General features: G+C 64.9%; 15 protein-coding genes. 10 read left to right on the forward strand and 5 right to left on the reverse strand.

From position 1 onward, the window contains the following. Positions 1-54 precede the first annotated feature (54 nt). The 5 genes from LB571_RS27615 to LB571_RS27635 all read left to right on the forward strand — a co-directional run bounded on the left by LB571_RS27615 (position 55) and on the right by LB571_RS27635 (position 9,825). Positions 55-2,268, forward strand: coding sequence for a hypothetical protein (locus LB571_RS27615; protein WP_224599560.1), 2,214 nt, complete (start codon positions 55-57; stop codon positions 2,266-2,268). 10 nt (positions 2,269-2,278) lie between these two features. Further along, complete coding sequence (locus LB571_RS27620) at positions 2,279-6,139, forward strand: DUF11 domain-containing protein (RefSeq protein WP_224599562.1); 3,861 nt, start codon at positions 2,279-2,281, stop codon at positions 6,137-6,139. Positions 6,140-6,359: 220 nt separating this feature from the next. After that, a complete protein-coding gene (gene rpe / locus LB571_RS27625) occupies positions 6,360-7,037 on the forward strand; it encodes a ribulose-phosphate 3-epimerase (protein WP_140660281.1) in 678 nt (225 codons plus the stop codon). Positions 7,038-7,406: 369 nt separating this feature from the next. Next, positions 7,407-8,144: a GntR family transcriptional regulator gene (locus tag LB571_RS27630; RefSeq protein WP_015314660.1), complete on the forward strand. Its 738-nt coding sequence runs from the start codon at positions 7,407-7,409 to the stop codon at positions 8,142-8,144. 154 nt (positions 8,145-8,298) lie between these two features. Next, entirely contained in the window at positions 8,299-9,825 is a 1,527-nt protein-coding gene (locus tag LB571_RS27635) for a malonate--CoA ligase (RefSeq protein WP_224599564.1), read from the forward strand. Positions 9,826-9,860: 35 nt separating this feature from the next. Here the strand turns inward: LB571_RS27635 and LB571_RS27640 are convergent, their stop codons facing one another. From LB571_RS27640 to LB571_RS27660, 5 genes are read right to left on the reverse strand one after another with little or no spacing between them, the layout of a single operon-like run. Beyond that, positions 9,861-10,973 (reverse strand): NAD(P)/FAD-dependent oxidoreductase, encoded by a 1,113-nt coding sequence (locus LB571_RS27640; RefSeq protein WP_224599566.1) that lies wholly within the window; start codon positions 10,971-10,973, stop codon positions 9,861-9,863. A gap of 10 nt (positions 10,974-10,983) precedes the next feature. Continuing rightward, positions 10,984-12,156, reverse strand: coding sequence for an N-acetylglucosamine-6-phosphate deacetylase (gene nagA, locus LB571_RS27645; protein ID WP_224599569.1), 1,173 nt, complete (start codon positions 12,154-12,156; stop codon positions 10,984-10,986). Then, positions 12,153-13,187, reverse strand: a complete 1,035-nt coding sequence (locus tag LB571_RS27650) for an SIS domain-containing protein (RefSeq protein ID WP_140660278.1) — start codon at positions 13,185-13,187, stop codon at positions 12,153-12,155. The genes nagA and LB571_RS27650 overlap by 4 nt, the downstream gene beginning before the upstream one ends. Further along, the gene (locus LB571_RS27655) at positions 13,184-13,966 is read right to left on the reverse strand and encodes a GntR family transcriptional regulator (RefSeq protein WP_140619779.1); all 783 of its coding nucleotides are present in this window, start codon (positions 13,964-13,966) and stop codon (positions 13,184-13,186) included. Before LB571_RS27655 ends, LB571_RS27650 begins: the two co-directional genes overlap by 4 nt. Continuing rightward, on the reverse strand, positions 13,963-14,844 hold the full coding sequence (locus LB571_RS27660) for an N-acetylglucosamine kinase (protein ID WP_140711933.1): 882 nt from the start codon (positions 14,842-14,844) through the stop codon (positions 13,963-13,965). The genes LB571_RS27655 and LB571_RS27660 overlap by 4 nt, the downstream gene beginning before the upstream one ends. Positions 14,845-15,043: 199 nt before the next feature. Between LB571_RS27660 and LB571_RS27665 the strand changes: the two genes are divergently transcribed. The 5 genes from LB571_RS27665 to LB571_RS27685 all read left to right on the forward strand — a co-directional run bounded on the left by LB571_RS27665 (position 15,044) and on the right by LB571_RS27685 (position 20,441). Beyond that, positions 15,044-15,952 carry an N-acetylmuramic acid 6-phosphate etherase gene (locus LB571_RS27665; protein ID WP_140792345.1) on the forward strand — a complete coding sequence of 303 codons (909 nt, stop codon included), beginning with the start codon at positions 15,044-15,046 and terminating at the stop codon, positions 15,950-15,952. A gap of 159 nt (positions 15,953-16,111) precedes the next feature. Then, positions 16,112-17,371 (forward strand): ABC transporter substrate-binding protein, encoded by a 1,260-nt coding sequence (locus tag LB571_RS27670; protein WP_224586845.1) that lies wholly within the window; start codon positions 16,112-16,114, stop codon positions 17,369-17,371. A gap of 232 nt (positions 17,372-17,603) precedes the next feature. Continuing rightward, complete coding sequence (locus tag LB571_RS27675; protein WP_015314651.1) at positions 17,604-18,533, forward strand: carbohydrate ABC transporter permease; 930 nt, start codon at positions 17,604-17,606, stop codon at positions 18,531-18,533. Between the two features lie 10 nt (positions 18,534-18,543). Next, positions 18,544-19,383, forward strand: a complete 840-nt coding sequence (locus LB571_RS27680) for a carbohydrate ABC transporter permease (RefSeq protein WP_140660275.1) — start codon at positions 18,544-18,546, stop codon at positions 19,381-19,383. Further along, positions 19,380-20,441, forward strand: a complete 1,062-nt coding sequence (locus LB571_RS27685; protein ID WP_224599571.1) for a Gfo/Idh/MocA family protein — start codon at positions 19,380-19,382, stop codon at positions 20,439-20,441. Before LB571_RS27680 ends, LB571_RS27685 begins: the two co-directional genes overlap by 4 nt. Positions 20,442-20,491 lie beyond the last annotated feature (50 nt).

The following is a 20,491-nucleotide window of genomic DNA, read 5'->3' on the forward strand; positions in this document are numbered from 1 at the left end:
CCCGCGACTGATGTCCAGGTGCCGCATGGTGCGGCCCCGGAAAGGAAGCCCCCCATGACCAGCAACCCAGAGACTCCATGGTCTCCGGGACCAACAGGAGCTCGGCGCGACCACCGCCTTCGGGACGGGGTCGATGCGCTGGGCTTCCCGCTGATTCCGTTGACCCTGCGCGGGAGCAGGCGTATCGTCACTATGAGGAAAGCAGACAATTCGATCAGGGAAGAACGAGCCGGACCACCGCGCCTTGCCCTGATTTGCGCGGCAAGTCCGGGCGTCTCTCCCCTGGACTACGGGGGTAGTGTCATGTCTCGCATCCGCGGCGCGTTCGTGCCTTTTCTTGAGTTCGACAACCGCTTGCGCGGTGCATTGCAGGCCGCCGGCCTGCTGGCTCTGGCGCTTGCCGCCAGCCAGTGGCTGGGCGCGGCCGCCCAAGCGCAGGAAACCCAGATCATCTATCCAGGCTCGATGGCGGTCACCGGCTTTCCCGGCACCATCATCCCCAATGTCGACGAGGGGTTGCCGCCCGGCGTCGATCCGGTCGACGAGACCTTCATCGACATCTCGCGCGCCACCTTGCGCGTCTTCGACGTTTCACACCTGAGTGGTCCGGCTTCGGGCCAGCTCGTCTTCACGCCGCCGCCTTTCGAGGTGACAGCAGGCCAGATCGGTGAGGTGTTCGGCCTCACCTATGATGACGGCGTGCGCGACGGTGTGCCGTCTGGCGTTCCCAACCTCTATGCCGCCGCCACCTCGCTGCATGGCATTGAGATCGTCACGCCGGACGCAGACAAGGACGGCAGGCCGGAGCGGCAGCGCCGCGGCACGGCGGGCGCCACCTTCATGGAGGGCCAGTTCGGCACCGAAAACGGCGGCGGGCCGGGCACCATCTGGAAGATCGACGGCATCACCGGCCAGGTCGCCAAATTCGCCGACATCGACACCAACAGCGGACCTGGCATCGGCAATATCACCTTCGATCCCGCCCACCGCCAGTTCTTTGCCTCCGATCTCGACACCGGCCTGATCCATCGCATCGACGCCGACGGCAGACTGGTCGACACGTTCGACCATGGCGGCGCCGGCCGGCCGGCGCATGGGCTGGCCCCGGTCGCCGACGATGGCGCGGTGATGGACGTACAGGGCGCGGCCTTCGATACCGAGGACCCCGACAGCTGGGGCTACACCCAGGACGAGCGCCGCGTCTGGGCCGTCTCCTATCATGGCGGCCGGCTCTATTATTCGGTTGGCGAAAAGTCGGAAATCTGGTCGGTGGGCATTGCCCGCGACGGCACCTTCGCCGGCGATCCCCGCTGGGAACTGACTGTGAGGGCCGACAAGGACTACGCCGTCACCGACATCGCCTTCGACAACAGCGGCTTCATGTATCTCGCCCAGCGCGGCCCGATCGAAAACCGCTATGATTACAGCCGCTTCGCCGATTCCGGCAAAGGCGAGGTCATCCGCTACTTCAGGGAAAATCCCGACGATCCCTCGACGGAATCGGTCTGGGTGGAAGCGCCGCAGGAATATGCGGTCGGCTTCCCGCAAGGCAACAGGCAGTCGGCCGGCGGCGTCGACCTGCAATATGGCTACGATGCCGACGGCAATCTCGACACCTCGGTCTGCACCCAGACCTTGGTCAACACAGGCGACAAATTGCGCGACAACCCCGAGTTCGCCGAAAAGCTCGCCGCGGGCGGGCCGCTTGCCGTGCACGGCGTGCAGATCACGCCCAAGGAGCTGGTCAAGCCGGCCAACGTGCCGCCCTTCGGCTCCTGGTTCGTCGATTTCGACGGCTATTTCGAGGATCCCGAAGTGGAAGGCCATGTCGGCGACGTCGCCGTCTGGCATCCCTGCGAGGGCCGTGCCGGCTATTATCAGGAAATACCGGGCGGTTATGAGCCCCCCTTCTACCCGCCGGATTTCCCGCCGCCGGGCAATCTGCCTCCCTGTCTCGATGTCGAGAACGTGCAGTATTACTGCACGCCGCGCGGTCTCGAGGCCGATCTCTATCTCCATGACCATGCCGGCTTCGGCGGTGATTCGATCAAGGCCCAATCCAGGACGCCAGGCGTCGCGGTGACCTCACCTATGTCACATGCGCCGGGCAAGCCTTACACGATCGACATCACCGGCCACTATCCGGGCGACAGAGTGGATGTTGGACTCTGCTTCTACAGGAAGTCCGACAAGGACAAGGGTGGCTACTACCCTTGCTGCAAGATGACCTTGCCGCTCCGGACCCCAGCCGTCAGCTGCGAACGTTGAGGAGGCAAAGATGAACAGTCTTGCCCCATCCCCGCTCGCGGCCAAATCCCCAAAAACCGTCATGGAGACGATCATGAAACCCCTGTCACTCGCCAGGCGCGGCGCGCGCTGGCTGATGGCGGCCGGGATCGCGGTCGCCCTTGCGCCCGCACTGCCGGCATCCGCCGCCCAGGCCGTCCAGGCTGTCACCAGCCAGGATGTGCAGCCGCTGCAGCTCGACAATCCGCGCATCATCAACCCGGAATCCGGACGTGTCGTGCCGTTCTTCACCAAGACCGGTGGCCAGCGCAGTTGCGACTATGTCTTCTATACCTTGACCTTCGGACTGCGCGGCAATCCGCAAGGCTTTGCCAATCCTGCCCTCGAGGCGGCGCTGAAGAAAGCCAAGCTCGACTTCAAGGACCAGCTTCCGCACGGTCTTTCGATCGTCAATGTGACAGTCTCCGGCGACGGCACCGATGCATCGGGTGGGGCCTTGCCGGGCGCTGTCGTAAGCAATTCGGCCGGCCCCAACGACACGGCAACGGTTTCCGATTTCCGGATTTCCGCCAGCGATCTCGATGGCTCGGGCGCACTGAACGAAAGCGTCATCACCTTCCGCATCACCGCCAAGATCGACCACGCCGCGTTTCCAGCGCCGGTCAACGTCGACAACCAGGGCATGATCAAGGTCACCGGCGGCACCGGCACGGGCACCATCATCCCGTCGCAGGATCCGGGCAAGCCGGACGACGGCAACATCGCGACCGGGGAAAAGACCTCGATCCGGATCGACCTCACCAAATGCGACAAGCAACCTCCACCTCCAACCGACCATGAGTGTTTCAAGGTCGAACGCGGCACGGTCGACTGCGTGCCCGGCGGTGGCGCCTTCATCTACCACATGCCTGTCGGCCCCGAGATGGGCGGCAAATGGGTGCAGGTGTCGACGACCTCGCCAGGCATCAGCATCATCCCCGACACCCAGAAGGTGCCGGCGGGCGGCGGCGTGCTCAACTGGAAGATCGTCGGCGCGTCACCCGGCGACGTCATCCACCTCATCGTCACCGGTATCGAGACCTATGCCGGACCGAAGGAGGGCTGGGGCCTGTGCTGCACGCAAACCATCGACATCGTCATCCCGCGTGACCAGAGGTGCCCACCCAGGGATAAGGAACCGGACCTCAAGGTCGAAAAGCATGCCGACGTCACACGCTGCACGATGGGCGGCGGCTGCGACTTCACCATCCGGGTCACCAATGTCGGCACAGCGCCTTACAACGGTAAGATCGTGCTCGACGAGGTGACGCTGCCGGCCGGCTCGACGCTGAGTTCAGGGCCCAATCCGCCCTGGGTCTGCGCGCCGGGAACCACCCCGATGACGTGCACCTACCCGGTGACCACGCTCGCTCCGGGAGCCTTTGTCGACCTCAAGCTCGGCTTCAAGCCGGCCGGAGGCTGGCAAGGCAGCGTGCTGCGCAACTGCGCCACCTACAATTACGGCGCCAGCGGCAAGCCGCTGTTCGGCAGCCAGGCCAATGACCGGGGCTGCGCGTCGATCCCGATCTGCCGGCGCGGCGATCGCAATCCGGATTGCCAGCCGCCGGTCGAGAAGAAGGTCGACCTGATTCTCAAGAAGCGTGCCCGCACCGAAGTCTGCACCGCCGACGGCGTCTGCACCTTCATCATCGACATCATCAACAACGGCACATCGACCTACAATGGGCCGCTGACGGTGATCGACAACTACCCCGGCGGCGCGCCGGCGTCCTCCACCTTCGGCCCGAGCCCGCCCTGGACATGCGGCCCCAACGGCCCCGGCCAGTTCCGCTGCGACAATGCCGGCATCTCGCTGCCCGCGGGCGCCTCGACACCGATCTTCGTCAAGGCGGTCATGCCGGCCGGCTACCGGTCCGACACGGTCGAGAACTGCGCCGAGGTGAAGGCCATCCCCGGTGAGGTCGATCTCACCAACAACAAGGCCTGCGCCAAGGAACGCATCCGCCGTCCCAACAGCGTCCAGCCGGCCTTGCGCATCACCAAGGTGTGCAACGGTTCGCTGGCCGGCGCGGCGCTGGTGTCCTGCCGCATCACCGTCGCCAATGTCGGCACGGCTGCCCCCACCGGTCCGGTGCGGGTCAACGATGCCGCCACGCTGGTGTCGGGCGGAGCGCCTGTCCAGATCCAGACCGTAACCCCTGACGGCGCGGAATGGGCATGCGGACCGGTTCCGGCCAATGCGTTGTCGTGCCAGATACCGGGCGCCGTCATGACGCCCGGAACCTCCAGGCACTTCGACGTGACGGTTTCGGCCAATGGCGAATTCGAGAACTGCGCGCGCGGCTCCTATGGGCCGGCGCAGGGCGACGACGTCGTCTATCCGATCGGCCAAGCCTGCGCCAGGGGCGGCGGCTCCTCGACCATCCGTGTCGAGAAGACCGGCGACCGCGAATGCAGGCTGGGCCAGCCCTGCTCGTTCGACATTACCATCACCAATGACGGAACGAGCCCCTTCTCGGGCCCGGTCCGCATCGGCGATGCGATCGGCGTCGATGGGCTTGGCCGGCTGGAAGGCGTCGCGATCACTTCGATCGAGCCGCCCTTCGGCTGTTCGCCGGAACCGACGACCTTGCCGGCCTCCTGCATCGCCAACCTGACGCTCGGCGCCGGCGAAAGCCGCTCGCACCGTGTGACCGTGGTCATCCCCGACGATGGGCGTCTTGCCAACCTGCAGGGCAACGTCAACGGCCGGAACTGCGTTGGCGTGCTCTCTCCCGACACACGGGTGCAGGGCGGCGGCGACGTGCTGTCCAACGACGCGACCAACGTGCAGGGCGATCGCGGCAGGGCCTATGCGTGCCATCCCTTCATCATCACGCATGAGGTGAAGAACCAGTGCTCGCCGGGCTTCGTCATGAACGATGCCGGCCGCTGCGTCTGCCCGGAAGGCACCACCTTCCGCAACGGGCAATGCACCGGCGGCGGCACCAACCTTCTGCCGCTGCCACCGCCGCCGCGCTGCGTGCTGCTCGAAGGCCAGATCCGTACCGAGGACGGACGTTGCGTCTGCCCGCGCGGCACGGAGCTGCAGAACGGAAAATGCGTCGGGACCGACAAGCCCGAGCAGTGCACCATCCGTGGTCAGGTCCACAATGCGGACGGGGACTGTGTCTGCCCGCAAGGCACCGAGGTGCGAGACCGGGCCTGCCGCCAGATCCGGCCAAAGCCGCAGCAGTGCCGCATTCCTGGCCAGGTCCGCAATGCCGATGGCGATTGCGTCTGCCCGCAAGGCACCGAGATGCGCAATGGCGCCTGCCGTCCGGTCCGGCCGAAGCCCGAGCAGTGCACCATCCGTGGCCAGGTCCACAATGCGGACGGGGACTGCGTCTGCCCGCAAGGCACCGAGGTGCGAGACCGGGCCTGCCGGCCGATCAGGCCGAAGCCTGACCAATGCACCATCCGTGGCCAGGTCCATGACTCCGACGGCAATTGCGTTTGTCCGAGGGGTACCGAGGTGCAAGGCAATGCCTGCCGGCGCAAGCAGCCGCAGTTAGAGCAGTGCGACATACGCGGCCAGGTCCACAACAAGCGCGGCGAATGCGTCTGCCCGCGTGGGACCGAGGTGATCGACGGCGCATGCCGCAAGCCCAGGCAAGAGAGCGAATGCGCGCCGGGCTCGCAGATGGTCAACGGCCAGTGCCAGCCGATCTTCACGCGGCACTGTCCGGAAGACATGGTCGGGCGGTATCCGAACTGCCGGCCGATGCGCGGGCAGCCATCGCTGGAAATCGATCCGGGGCAGTTGCTGCAATTGCTGCCGCGGCGCAGGCAGCCGATCGACCAGCAGCAGGACCCGGTGCCAAACAGGGTGCTGAAGCTCCAGCAGCAATAGGCACCCGCGCGACGCCAAACGAAAACCCGCTGGAGCAATCCGGCGGGTTTTTCTTCATGATCCAGGCAGCGAAGGTTCGCGGCGACAGGATCGGGAACGCCGCGACGTTACCCCCTCCCTGTGGAACCGCTGTACTGGCGCCCTCGACAAGTCCGCGGGAGCGCTTTAGGCAGTCGGTACGCAGCGATCGTATCAAAAGGGCGCCCGGAAAGGCCGCGAGATGAGCAAAAAAACCTTGATCGCACCGTCGGTGCTGGCATCGGATTTCTCGAAGCTCGGTGACGAGGTCGAGGCGGTGGTGGCGGCCGGTGCCGACTGGATTCATCTCGATGTGATGGATGGGCATTTCGTGCCAAACATCACCTTCGGCCCGCCTGTCATCAAGGCGATCCGCAATCGCACCAAGGCCTTTTTCGACTGCCACCTGATGATCGCGCCAGCCGATCCCTACCTCGCCGCCTTTGCCGAAGCCGGCTGTGACGGCATGACGGTGCATGCCGAGGCCGGGCCGCATCTCGACCGCTCGTTGCAGACAATCAGGAACCTCGGCAAGAAGGCGGGCGTGTCGCTCAATCCGGCGACGCCGGAAACGGCGATCGAATATGTGCTCGACCGGCTCGACCTGATTCTGATCATGACCGTCAATCCGGGTTTCGGCGGGCAGGCCTTCATCCCGGCGATGGTCGACAAGGTGAGAAGGATCAAGGCGCTGATCGGTGACCGGCCGATCCGTATCGAGATCGACGGGGGCGTCTCGCCGGAAACCGCCCCCTTGGTCACCGCTGCCGGCGCCGACGTGCTGGTGGCCGGTGCTGCCATCTTCAGGGGTGGCAGTGTCGAGGCCTACCGCGCCAATATCGAAGCGATCAGGGCGGCGGCCGACAAGGCCGCCGGCTGACACAGCGCGGTCATTCCAGCACCAATTGCTACGGATCGGCGTCGTTGTACATCCGAATCAGGTTGCGCGACGATCTGATTCGGGCAGTCGTCCGCTGTCTTTGCGCGCGACAGAAAAGATGCTCGCATGGGAGCACAAGAAACAGATGATCCTGCGTGCATACAAAACACGTTAAACTTCTGCTGGTTGTAGAAATATTCGAATTCTCGCGATCGGCCCCGCGGATTGGGTATATTCCATTGTCCTAAAGTACAATAGCGCGATCTTCTGCTTGAGTGCCGGAAGCGTCACGCTATATGGTACGCGTACGGAGAGAGAATCTCGGACTCGAATTGCCCAGGACGACAGTAAGGGGACAAGGAGTCGCTTTTGACATACGGAGCTGCCAATCTGAACGACGACGGCACAGGAGCCAAGAGCACGCTTGCCAGCACGGTCTATCACCAATTGCGTGATGATCTTCTCAGCGGCGCTCTTGAAACCGAAAGCAAGCTGCGCGTCGAGTGGGTCGTTTCCAAGTATGGCGCAGGTGCCTCCCCTGTTCGTGAAGCCCTCAATCGCCTTGCCTCCGAAGGTCTCCTTGGCCGCCATGACCAGCGTGGCTTTTTCATCATGCCGGTCAGCGCGACGGAACTCGAGGAACTGACGCGCACGCGCTGCTGGCTCGAGGAGCGGGCGCTGCGCGAATCCATTGCCCACCGCACCGCCGAATGGGAAGAACAATTGGTGCTGGCGCTGCATCGCCTGGGGCGGGCCTCACGGCTTTCGCCGCAAAGTAGCTCGTCGCTCAATCCGGAGTGGGAGAAAGTGCATCGCACTTTTCATCGGGTGCTGATCTCGGCGTGCCGGTCGCACTGGCTGGTTGGTTTCTGCGACCAGCTTTCCGATCACGCCTACCGCTACAGGCAAATGGCCAATGACGGGGAGAGCATCCAGCGCGACGATTTCGCCGAACACCGGCTGATTGCTGAAAATGCGCTGGACGGCAATGCGGATGGTGCCGTCCAGGCCCTGATCGATCACTACCAGCTGACCGCCGCCATGTGCATGGAACGCTTCAGGCAAGGCGAGGCACCCGCCGGTCCGGGTAAGCGCGCCCAGCGTTGACGGCTGTTTGGTCGGCGCCCTCTGCCGTCCCATCCCTCGGACCTTTTCGGTGGACGCCGGGCAGCCGGCTGCGGCCTTGACGGGGGGCTGGGAAACGCGAACTCTTCGTCGCGTGCCGCCCAAGATCGCGGCCGGCGTCACCTGGGAAGATTTCATGAGCAATCATCTGTTCGATGCGTTCCGGTCCCGGATGCCGGCGCTTGGGCGTCTGTTGATGGAAACCGATGATGGATGCTCGTTCACCTATGGCGACATGCTGGCACGGTCGGCGCAGCTTGCGCATGCGCTCCTGCAAATGGATGTCGCGCCCGGCGACCGGGTTGCCGTGCAGGTCGAGAAGAGCCCGGAGATGGTTTTGCTCTATCTCGCCTGCGTGCGCGCCGGCGCCGTCTTCCTGCCGCTCAACACCGCCTATACGCTGGCCGAGCTCGGCTATTTCTTTGGGGATGCCGCACCTCGGGTGATCGTCTGCGATCCGGCACGGTCGGCGGACATCCGTGGGATGGTCGAGCCGTCCGGTGCCGTCGTGGTCACGCTCGACCGCGGTGGCCAGGGATCCCTCGCGGACCAGGCATCGCGTCAGTCTTCCGAGTTCCACGATGTGGAGCGCGGCGCCGACGACCTTGCGGCGATCCTCTACACGTCGGGAACGACCGGCCGTTCGAAAGGCGCCATGCTCAGCCATGAGAATCTCGCCTCGAACGCGCGGGTGCTGGTCGAGCAATGGCGTTTCACCAGGGATGACGTGCTGATCCACGCGCTGCCGATTTTCCACACGCACGGCCTGTTCGTCGCCACCAACGTCACCCTGATGGCCGGCGCCTCGATGCTGTTCGAGCAGAAATTCGACGCGAGCCGCATCGTCTCGCTGCTGCCGCGCGCCACCGCGCTGATGGGCGTGCCGACCTTCTATACCAGGCTGCTGCAGCAGGACGGGCTGGATCGCGAGGCGGCGAAAAACATCCGGCTGTTCGTGTCTGGTTCGGCGCCGCTGCTGGCCGAAACGCACAACGCCTGGCGCGAGCGCACCGGCCACGCCATCCTCGAGCGCTATGGCATGACCGAGACCAACATGAACACCTCCAACCCCTATGAGGGCGAGCGGCGCGCCGGCACGGTTGGCTTCCCCTTGCCCGGCGTGTCGCTGCGCATCGCCGATCCCGATTCCGGCAAGCCGCTCGCCCAGGGCGAGGTCGGCATGATCGAGGTCAAGGGTCCGAACGTGTTCGGCGGCTACTGGCGCATGCCGGAAAAGACCAAGGCGGAATTCCGCGCCGACGGCTTCTTCATCACCGGCGACCTCGGCATGATCGACGCCGACGGCTATGTCCACATTGTCGGTCGCGGCAAGGACCTGATCATCTCAGGCGGCTACAACGTCTATCCGAAGGAGCTCGAAAGCGAGATCGACGCGCTCGACGGCGTCCTGGAAAGCGCCGTCATCGGCCTTGCCCATCCGGACTTCGGCGAAGGCGTCACCGCGGTCGTCGTGCGCTCGCCCGCGTCGCGGATCAGCGCGGCCGAGATTCTCGACGCCATCACCGGCCGCATGGCGAAGTACAAGCATCCCAAACGGGTGATCTTCGTCGACGACCTGCCGCGCAACACGATGGGCAAGGTACAGAAGAACCTTTTGCGCGACAGCTACAAGGATCTCTACGTCTCAAATAAAGCCGGCTAAGCAGATGCCGCGCTCCGGCGCGCGCGAACGCTGGCTCAGGTCGGGTACAACAGTTCGGCGACATGGTCGGCGATGGCCAGGCTCGCCGTCAGGCCGGGGCTCTCGATGCCGAATAGATTGACGATCCGGCCCGCGCCATGATCGGCCGGTCCCTGAATCACGAAGTCCGCCGCTGGCTGCCCGGGGCCCGAAAGCTTCGGCCGGATGCCGGCATAGGCCGGCTGCAGCGCGCCATTGGCCAGGTCGGGCCAATAGCGGCGGATCGCCTCGTAGAAGACGGCGCTTCGGCCGGGGTCGACGGTGTAATCCACGCCGTCGATCCATTCGACGTCGGGGCCAAAGCGCGCCTTGCCGGCCAGATCGAGCGTCAGATGGACGCCAAGACCCCCTTCGACCGGAACCGGATAGATCAGCCGCGAAAACGGCGACCGCCCCGGAAGCGCGAAATAATTGCCGCGCGCTAGCCACTGCCGGGGGATGAGATCCCTTGGGAAACCCTCGATCCGACTGGCCAGGGCCTGCGCATCGAGGCCGGCTGCATTGACGAAAGCGCTGGCCTCCACGGCGAAGGTCTCGCCATTGGCGTCGCGCGTGTCGATCCGGATCCCATCGGCTTCGATCGTCGCCCCGGCAACGCAGGTGAGGAAAGCGAAGGACACGCCTGCGGCTTCAGCGTCACCGCGCAGCGACAGCATCAGCGCGTGGCTGTCGACAATGCCGGTTGATGGCGACAGCAGCGCGCCGGCGCATCTCAGCGCCGGCTCCAGGCTTTCGGCCTCGGCGCGTGTCAAAAGCGCGAGATCGTCGACCCCGCAGCGTTTCGCATTGGCCTCGATCGCCCGCAGCCCGTCCGTCTGGCCGGGTTCGCTGGCGACGATCAGCTTGCCGGCGCGGCGATGGCCGATAGTGTGTTCGGCGCAGTATGCATAGAGCTGCCGGCGCCCTTCGACGCACAGCCGGGCCTTCAGGCTGCCGGGCACATAATAGAGCCCGGCATGGATGACTTCGGAATTGCGCGAGCTGGTGACGGTGCCGATCGCGTCGGCCTTTTCGATCACCACCACCTCGCGGCCCGACAAGGCAAGCGCCCTGGCGACGGCAAGCCCGACGACGCCTGCTCCGGCGACGACACAATCGATTGTCTGCATGGCCTCGCTCTCAGCGCGGAGCGGCAGCCTCGAACACCTTGTCGCCGCCGATCCAGACGCTTCCTATGTCAAGATTGTCCGACAGCGCAACGATGTCCGCCGCCGTGCCATTGGCGAAGCGGCCAAGCCGGTGCGACTGGCCGATCGCCTGGGCCGGGTAGAGCGAGGCCATGCGCAAGACTTCGGAAAGCTCGAGCCCGACAGTGCGGTGCATGAACCGGATGGCCGAGATCATGTCGAGGTCGGCACCGGCCAGCGTCCCGTCGGCAAGCCTGAGGCTGCCATCCCTGCGGTAGATGGTGCGGCCGTTGAGCGTGAACGAACTCATCTCGGTGCCGATCGTCGCCATCGCGTCGGTGACCAGCACGATCCTGCCCGGTCCCTGCTTGGCGTCGAGCGCGATCCTGATCGTGGCGGGGTGGACATGGATACCGTCGGCGATCAGCCCCGCCGACAAGGCGCCGATGTCGATCGCGGCGCCCGCCAGCCCGGGCTCGCGGTTGCCGATCTGGCTCATCGCGTTGAACAGGTGCGTGACGACGCTGGCGCCGGCCTCGGCAAAGGCTTTAGCCGTGGCATGGCCAGTGTCGGAATGGCCGAGGCTGACGATGACCCCGGCCTTGGCCAAGGCCTTGACGCGGGCAGGATTGACGGATTCGGGCGCGATCGTGGTGAGCAGCACCGGCAGCTTCTGGCGCGCCGCGATCAGCATGGCCTGGTCGGCGTCCGTCATCGGCCGGATCAGCGCCGGATCATGCGCACCCTTGCGGGCAATCGACAGATGCGGACCTTCCAGGTGCAGGCCGAGGAAACCCGGCACTTTTTGCAGCGCTGCCGCTTCGCCGGCGGCAATCGCGGCGGCGGTGATTGCGGGCGTGTCGGTGATCAGCGTCGGCAGCAGCGCCGTCGTGCCGAATGGCGCGTGCGCGCGGCAGATGGTTTCGATCGAGGCGACATCGGGATGATCGTTGAGCATCACGCCGCCGCCGCCATTGACCTGGATGTCGACGAAGCCCGGCACCAGCATGCCGCCGCCGGTGTCGACGGCACGGATATCCCCGGGCAGCGCGCCTTGCGGCAGCATGGCCTCGACGAGGCCGTCGCGCACGACAAGGGCCGCGCCTTCGTGCCAGTCGTCGCCGTCGAAGATGCGGGCGCCGGTCAGGGCAAAACGGTCGCTCATACGGTCTCCGTCACCTTGCGAAGGTTGCGCGGCGCGTCCGGATCGAGGCCGCGATGGCGGGCAAAGGCCTCGACGAACATGTAGAAGGAGACGATCAGCGTCAGCGGATCGGTCAGCGGGTGACCGGTGGCGACGTGCGGCAGGCGCGTGGCGCGGTTGGCGAGCGCCGAGGTGACGAAAACCGGCGCGCCCTTGGCCGCCAGGCTGTCGGCGGCGTCGGCGACCGAGGGCTCGGACGCGTCGCGAGCGGCCAGCGCCAGCACCGGAAAGTCGGGGCCGATCAGCGCCAGCGGGCCATGCATGACTTCGGCCGCGCTATAGGCCTCGGCATGCATGCCGCAGGTCTCCTTGAACTTCAGCGCCGCCTCGTTTGCCATCGCCGCCGACGGACCGCGGCCGAGAATGAACAGGGACTTCTGCTTCTCGATCGTCTCGGCCAGCACGCTCATCCAGTCGCAGGCGATCGCCTTGCCGAAATGCTCGGGCAGGCGGGCCAGGGCCGCGAGAAGCGCGTCGTCGCCGGTCGAATGCGCCATCAGGGCAAGACCGGCAACGGCGGAATTGATGAAGGTCTTGGTTGCCGCGACGCTGCGCTCCGGCCCGGCAAGTATGTCTATCGCATAGTCCGAGGCGCGCGCGAGCGGCGAATCGGCGGTGTTGGTGACGGCAATGGTCAGCGCGCCGCCGGCTCGTGCGGTTTCGGCCATCGCGACAATGTCGGGGCTCTTGCCCGACTGCGAGATCGCCAGGCAGGCCGAGCCGTCAAGCCGGAGCTTGCGGCCATAGATCGAGGCGATCGACGGTCCGACCGAGGCGACGGCAAGGCCCGCGGTCAATTCGACGGCATATTTCATGAAGGTGGCGGCATGATCGGACGAGCCTCGCGCCACGGTGACGACGAAATGCGGGTCGCGCTCCTTAATGCCGCGCCCTGCTTCGGCCAGCACGGCTCCGGAGCCGTCGAGCAGGCGGGCGACGGCTTGCGGGATCTCCTCGATCTCGCGCTGCATATGCGTGGTGTTGGCAATCATGATCGGCCCTCTTCACTCGGCCCTGTCAGCCGCAGTTCGGCGACGAAATCATAGGCGTCGCCCCGGTAGATGGAGCGGGTGAACTCGATCACCTTGCCGCTCGCCAGGTAGGAAATACGCTCGATATGCAGGCCGGCAATGCCCGGCGGCACTTCGAGCAGGCGCGCATCGCCCTCGCCGAGATTGGCGGCGGAGATGCGCTGCACCGCGCGCACCGGCCTGTTGCCGGTCAATTCCAGCGCCGCGTAGAGCGAGGAGCCAATTCCAGCCGGGTCCGGCAGCACGCTGGCCGACAGCGAAGCGCGTTCGATCGCCAGCGGCGTGTCGTTGGCGATGCGCAGGCGCGCCACGCGCGCCACCAGTTCGCTCGACGACAGGCCAAGCACCATCATCTCGTCGGGCGAGGGCGCGTAGAGGCCACGGTCGAGCCAGGCCGAACGCACCGCCATGCCGCGCCGCGCCATGTCCTCGGTGAAGGAGGTCAGCCGCGACAGCGACTGCTCGACGCGCTCCATGCGCGGCGCCACGAAGGTGCCCGAGCCATGGCGCTGCACCAATATGCCGCCCTTGACCAGGTCTTGCACCGCCTTGCGCACGGTGACGCGCGAAATGTCGGCCTTGGTGGCGATGTCGCGCTCGGAAGGCAGCGCGTCGCCCGGGCCGATCAGGCCGCGATTGACGGCGTCCTCGATGCTTTTCCTGAGCTGCAGGTAAAGCGGCGCGCCGCTTTGCGAGGATTGTTTGAGCGTGGCGAAGATCTGGTCGGCGGCATCGCTCATCGCGCAGCCTCCGCGCGCCCAGCGAAAAGGCGTGCCGCCATCTGCACGGCACCGCCTAGCGCATCGTCGAGCGGTTCCTTCAGCAGGGCGCGGTAGCGCGCCGACAGGCGCGGCGCATAGAGCGGCGCCAGCCCGCCGAGCAGGCAGAGCGGTGCTCCGGCGGCGAGGTCGAGCGCGCCAAGCGAGGCCTCGACATCGGCGACCGCCTTGTCGAGGATCCAGTTGGCGACAATGTCGCCTTTTTGCGCGTGCTCGAACACTTTCGGCGCGAAGCCGCCAAAATCGCCGGGCTTGGCGTTGGTGGTGAACTCGACGACGTCCTCGGGATTGTTGCGGAAAACGGCCATCATGCTGTCGGTCAGCGGCGAGGCCTGGCGCACGCCATCATGCGCGAGCAGGGTCTGCTCCAGCAGGTCGCGGCCGATGCGGGCGCCGCTGCCCTGGTCGCCGACCTGGAATCCCCAGCCGCCGATGGCGCGCGATTTGCCATCCCTGCGCGCCATATAGGCGGTGCCGGTGCCCAGGATCGCCATCGCGCCGTCACCGGAACCGACCGCGCCTTCGAGCGCGATCTCCGCATCGGTCTCCACGCGGCTGGTGCTGAACGGCAGGATCGCCTCGAGCTGCTGCCGGTAAGTGCCGACATTGGCGCCGGCAAGGCCGAGGATGGCGGGTGTTTGCGGGATCAGGTCCGGATCTTGCCCGGCGGCGATGAAAGCCTGCCGCGCCGCATCGACGATGTTCGAGCGGGCGCCGGTGAGATCGGTGCGGATGTTGGCGGCGCCGCTTTTGGCGCGGCCGACAACAGCGCCGTCCGCCGTTGCCAGTGCGGCCCTGCAGCTGGTGCCGCCGCCATCGATACCGAGCACGAATTTCACGCGATTTCTCCTCCGGCAGGATAATACCAATAAAATACCAATAGCCAAGAGTTAATTTCCGTTTCAAAAAGATTAAGCCGTATTTTATTGAAAAGCTTCCGCAATTCGTCGGCTTAGCGATTTCCTGACTGCGAATTCGTTAATGCATGTGGACAAGTGGTATTTTTTTGGTATTGTTTTGTGGATCGGAGGAACTGGGATGGCCGAAACGCGCACCGAAGCGCTGCATGGGAATGCCGAGGGGCTGGATATCCAGGCTCCCGAAGTCATCCTTGCTTCGCTGGCCGATGCGCAGGTCGAGGCCGCCAAAGCGGTCCGCAACGCCATTCCCTCCATCGCCAGGGCAGCCGAGATCATTGCCGGCCGCCTGAGCGGCGGCGGCAAGCTTGCCTATGCCGCGGCCGGCAGCTCCGGCCTGATGGCGCTGGCCGATGCGCTGGAATTGCCGGGCACGTTCGGCATCCAGCGCGACCGCATCGCCATCCTGATCGCCGGCGGCGACGACGCCTTGAGGACACTGGCCGGCGGGCCCGAGGACGACGCCGAGGAGGCCACGACGGCGGTTGCCAATGCGGGTGTCGGCGTGGGCGATTGCCTGATCGCCCTCTCCGCCAGCGGCACGACGCCCTATGCGGTGGGCGCCATCGAGGAGGCGCGGCGCCGGGGAGCCGCCACCATCGGCATCGCCAACAACAGGGGTTCGGCTCTGCTCCAGCAGGCCGACACCGCCATCCTGCTCGAGACACCGCCGGAAGTGATCGCCGGCTCGACCCGCATGGGCGCCGGAACGGCGCAGAAGATCGCGCTCAACATGCTGTCGACGCTGACCGCCGTTCATCTTGGCCATGTCCATGACGGTTACATGGTCAACCTCATGGCCGATAACATGAAGCTGCGCGACCGGGCGGCGCGCATCGTCGCCGCCGTCAGCGGCCGCGGCCAGGAAGAGGCCGCCAGCCTGCTCGAAAAGAGCGGCGGCGCGGTCAAGACAGCCATTCTGCTCGCCGCCGGCGCCGACAGCGCCGATGCGGCGCGCAAGATACTGGAACGGACAGGCCAGAAGCTGCGGCCAGCCCTTTCCGTGCTGGGGCATGATCCCGAAAAGTGAAAACCGCTTTTCGGAAAAGATCATGCTCGAACAAGGAAATAGGCCAGTTTCATTCCCGATTCCCATCGGGGTGAAACGGGCTTGCGAGGGGAACAAGGGCTCCAAAGCCTAGGTTCTCATCAAAACCGAACCTGAAAAAGGTCAACAGGGAGACTGAGCATGACAACGAAACTACTGACGGCACTGCTTCTGGGCACCAGCATTCTCGGCTCGGCCGGATTGGCTCACGCCGAGGACGTAACGCTCAACATCGAAAGCTGGCGCGGCGACGACCTTGCCATCTGGAAGGATAAGCTGATCCCGGCCTTCGAAGCCAAGAACCCCGGCATCAAGGTGGTGTTCGCCCCATCGGCCCCGACCGAATATGACGCCGCCCTCGGCGCCAAGCTCGCCGCCGGTTCGGCGGGCGACCTGATCACCTGCCGCCCGTTCGACAAGTCGCTTGAACTCTACAAGAAGGGCAACCTTGCCGACCTGTCGGCGCTGCCCGGCATGGAAAACTTCTCGCCGGTCGCAAAGTCCGCCTGGCAGACCGATGACGGCAAGGCGAGCTTCTGCGTGCCGATGGCATCCGTCATCCATGGCTTCATCTACAACAAGGACGCCTTCGACAAGCTTGGCATCAAGGTGCCTCAGACCCGAGACGAATTCTTCGCCGCGCTCGACAAGATCAAGGCCGACGGCACCTATATCCCGATGGCGATGGGCACCAAGGACCTCTGGGAAGCCGCGACCATGGGCTACCAGAACATCGGCCCCAACTACTGGAAGGGCGAGGACGGCCGCAAGGCGCTGATCAAGGGCGATCAGAAGCTGACCGACAAGGACTGGGTCGCGCCGTATGAGGAACTGGCCAAGTGGAAGCCTTACCTGGGCGACGGCTTCGAGGCCCAGACCTATCCGGACAGCCAGAACCTGTTCACGCTCGGCCGCGCCGCCATCTACCCGGCCGGCTCGTGGGAAATCGGCCTGTTCAACACCCAGGCACAGTTCAAGATGGGCGCCTTCCCGCCGCCGGTCGAGAAGGCCGGCGACACCTGCTACATCTCCGACCATACCGATATCGGCATGGGCCTGAACGCAGCCTCCAAGCACGCGGACGCGGCCAAGACCTTCCTGTCCTGGGTGGCTTCGCCTGACTTCGCCACCATCTACGCCAACGCGCTGCCGGGCTTCTTCAGCCTGAACTCCTCGCCGGTGAAGATGGAAGACCCGCTGGCGCAGGAATTCGTCTCCTGGCGCGGCAAGTGCAAGTCGACGATCCGCTCGACCTACCAGATCCTGTCGCGCGGTACGCCGAACCTCGAAAACGAGACCTGGGTTGAATCGGCCAACGTCATCAACGGCACCGATACGCCCGAAGCCGCGGCCAAGAAGCTGCAGACCGGTCTCGACAGCTGGTATAAGCCGGCCAAGTAAGAGCTCAGGCAGCGGAGCCGGCTGGGCGCATGCCCGGCCGGTTCCGGATTACCCTGTCTTCATATTGCGATTGTCGGCTCTGCCTCACGGCCTTACCCTTGCTGTTGTTGGGGAAGGCTGGCTGATCAGTCGCAGGCCTTTGTCTTGCCGCACCGGGCAAGGTTGGGCCATGCATCGAGGCATCATCTAGCATCACATCGTCTGGAACCGAGAGACGGCGGGGACCGAACTCATGGCCGCACAAACACGACCCAAAAGACCATTCCGCTGGCATATCGCCGTCTTCCTGGCGCCGGCGGTGCTCGTCTACACGGCGATCATGATCCTGCCGCTCGCCGGCACGCTGCAGCTCTCGCTGTTCCGCAATGTCGACCAGTCCCAGATCTTCGTCGGCCTGGATAATTTCCGCACCCTGTTCGGCGACCCCAACTGGTCGGTGAATTTCTGGAATGCGCTGCGTAACAATGTCTGGTTCTTCATCATCCACATGCTGGTGCAGAACCCCGTCGGCGTGCTGTTGGCAGCAATTCTCTCCAGCCCCAGGCTGCGGTTCGCCGCCTTCTACCGCACCGCGATCTTCGTGCCGACCATCCTGTCCTTCGTCATCGTCGGCTTTGCCTGGAAGCTGATCCTGTCGCCGCTATGGGGCGTGGCGCCGCATCTGCTCGACTTCGTCGGCCTGAAAAGCCTGTTCACGCCCTGGCTCGGCAAGGAGCAGTACGCGCTGACCGCGCTCAGCCTGATCTCGGTGTGGCAGTTCATCGGCATTCCGATGATGCTGATCTATGCCGCGCTGCTGTCGATCCCCGAAGAGGTGATCGAGGCGGCCGAATGCGATGGCATCACCGGCCTGTCGCAGTTCTGGAAGATCAAGCTGCCGCTGATCCTGCCGTCGATCGGCATCATCTCGATCCTCACCTTCGTCGGCAATTTCAACGCCTTCGACCTGATCTACACCGCGCAAGGCGCGCTCGCCGGGCCGAACTATTCGACCGATATTCTCGGCACCTTCCTCTACCGCGCCTTCTTCGGCTTCCAGCTGCAGGTCGGCGATCCCAACATGGGCGCGACCATCGCCACGATCATGTTCCTGATCATCCTGGGCGGTGTCTGCGTCTACCTCTTCCTCATCCAGACGCGCCTGCGTCGCTACCAGTTCTGAGGGGACGGAGATGAGCATCGCCACCCGTTCACTGCCCCGCACCATCGGCGCTCACGCGATCCTGCTGACCTACACGGCGATCGCGCTGTTTCCGGTGATCCTGGTCATCATGAATTCGTTCAAGTCCCGTGCCGGCATCTTCGGCGCGCCGCTGACGCCGCCGACGCCAAAGACCTTCGACCTGATCGGCTACACCACGGTGATCGGCCAGGGCGACTTCATCCACTATTTCCAGAACAGTCTCGTCGTCACCGTCGGCTCGCTGTTCTTCGTGCTTCTGTTCGGCGCCATGGCTGCGTTCGCGCTGTCGGAATATCGCTTCCGCGGCAACACGATGATGGGGCTGTATTTGGCGCTCGGCATCATGATCCCGATCCGGCTCGCCACCGTCGCCATTCTGCAGTTGATGGTGGCGAGCGGGCTGGTCAACACGCTGACGGCGCTGATCCTGGTCTACACCGCGCAAGGCCTGCCGCTCGCCGTCTTCATCCTGTCCGAATTCATGAAGCAGGTGTCCGACGATCTGAAGAACGCCGGCCGCATCGACGGCCTGTCGGAATACACCATCTTCTTCCGCCTGGTCGTGCCGCTGGTGCGGCCGTCGATGGCAACCGTCGCCGTCTTCACCATGATCCCGATCTGGAACGATCTGTGGTTCCCGCTGATCCTGGCGCCGTCGGAAGAGACCAAGACGGTGACGCTCGGCGCCCAGCTTTTCCTCGGCCAGTTCGTCACCAACTGGAACGCCATTCTGGCAGCACTGTCGCTGGCGATCCTGCCGGTGCTGATCCTCTACGTCATCTTCTCGCGGCAACTGATCCGCGGCATTACTTCCGGAGCCGTCAAGTGAGTTCAGAAAGACCCCTTCGCGTTGTCGTCGCCGGCCTAGGCAATATGGGCCGCAGCCATGCGCTGGCCTATCACACCAATCCAGGTTTTCAGATCGCCGCGCTGGTCAACCGCTCCGACGTGCCTTTGCCTGGGGGGCTGTCCGGCTATGGCATCAGGCGTTCGTTCGATGACGCCCTGCGCGACGAAAAGCCCGACGTCGCCTGCGTCGCCACCTATTCCGACAGCCATGCCGATTATGCGGTGAAAGCGTTCGAGGCCGGCTGCCATGTCTTCGTCGAAAAGCCGCTGGCAACGACGGTGGCCGACGCCAGGCGTGTCGTCGCGGCAGCCAAGGCCAACGGCCGAAAGCTGGTGATCGGCTATATCCTGCGCCACCACCCGTCCTGGATCCGGTTGATCGCCGAAGCGCGCAAGCTCGGCGGTCCCTACGTGTTCCGCATGAACCTCAACCAGCAATCCTCGGGCCATACCTGGGAGACGCACAAGCAGCTGATGCAGACGACATCGCCGATCGTCGATTGCGGCGTGCATTATCTCGACGTCATGCTGCAGATCACCGATGCCAAGCCGGTCGAGGTGCGCGGCATGGGCGTGCGGCTGACCGAGGAAGTCGCGCCTTCCATGTACAATTACGGCCATCTGCAGGTGCTGTTCGATGACGGTTCGGTCGGCTGGTACGAGGCCGGCTGGGGCCCGATGATTTCGGAAACCGCCTTCTTCGTGAAGGACGTGATTTCGCCCAAGGGCTGCGTGTCGATCGTCATGAAGGAGGGCGTTAAGTCCGACGACATCGACACCCACACCAAGACCTCGACCATCCGCCTGCACAGCGCGGCGACCGGCGCGGACGGCAAGTTCCTAAAGGCGGACGAGATGCTGTCGATGGAAGGCGAACCCGGCCATCAGGATCTCTGCGATCTCGAACAGGCTTTTGTCCTCAAGGCGATCCGCGAGGATATCGATCTCACCAGACATATGGACGACGCGGTGCGGTCGCTTGCCGTCTGCCTTGCCGCCGACGAGAGCGTGCGCGGCGGGAAGGCGGTGCGACTGTGATCAGGCTGTCGTCGTCCGCGCCCTACGGCGCCCGCTTGGCGCCCACTCAT

The sequence above is a fragment of the Mesorhizobium sp. BR1-1-4 genome, from assembly GCF_020165375.1.
Lineage (GTDB): Bacteria > Pseudomonadota > Alphaproteobacteria > Rhizobiales > Rhizobiaceae > Mesorhizobium > Mesorhizobium australicum.

Excerpts from the sequence above, each read along its gene's own strand:
- LB571_RS27620 (WP_224599562.1), top strand. The coding sequence starts at position 2,279 with ATGAACAGTCTTGCCCCATCCCCGCTCGCGGCCAAATCCCCAAAAACC.
- LB571_RS27670 (WP_224586845.1), top strand. The coding sequence starts at position 16,112 with ATGACAACGAAACTACTGACGGCACTGCTTCTGGGCACCAGCATTCTC.
- LB571_RS27615 (WP_224599560.1), top strand. The coding sequence starts at position 55 with ATGACCAGCAACCCAGAGACTCCATGGTCTCCGGGACCAACAGGAGCT.
- LB571_RS27665 (WP_140792345.1), top strand. The coding sequence starts at position 15,044 with ATGGCCGAAACGCGCACCGAAGCGCTGCATGGGAATGCCGAGGGGCTG.
- nagA (WP_224599569.1), bottom strand. The coding sequence starts at position 12,156 with ATGAGCGACCGTTTTGCCCTGACCGGCGCCCGCATCTTCGACGGCGAC.
- LB571_RS27640 (WP_224599566.1), bottom strand. The coding sequence starts at position 10,973 with ATGCAGACAATCGATTGTGTCGTCGCCGGAGCAGGCGTCGTCGGGCTT.
- LB571_RS27675 (WP_015314651.1), top strand. The coding sequence starts at position 17,604 with ATGGCCGCACAAACACGACCCAAAAGACCATTCCGCTGGCATATCGCC.
- LB571_RS27635 (WP_224599564.1), top strand. The coding sequence starts at position 8,299 with ATGAGCAATCATCTGTTCGATGCGTTCCGGTCCCGGATGCCGGCGCTT.
- LB571_RS27655 (WP_140619779.1), bottom strand. The coding sequence starts at position 13,966 with ATGAGCGATGCCGCCGACCAGATCTTCGCCACGCTCAAACAATCCTCG.
- rpe (WP_140660281.1), top strand. The coding sequence starts at position 6,360 with ATGAGCAAAAAAACCTTGATCGCACCGTCGGTGCTGGCATCGGATTTC.
- LB571_RS27680 (WP_140660275.1), top strand. The coding sequence starts at position 18,544 with ATGAGCATCGCCACCCGTTCACTGCCCCGCACCATCGGCGCTCACGCG.
- LB571_RS27650 (WP_140660278.1), bottom strand. The coding sequence starts at position 13,187 with ATGATTGCCAACACCACGCATATGCAGCGCGAGATCGAGGAGATCCCG.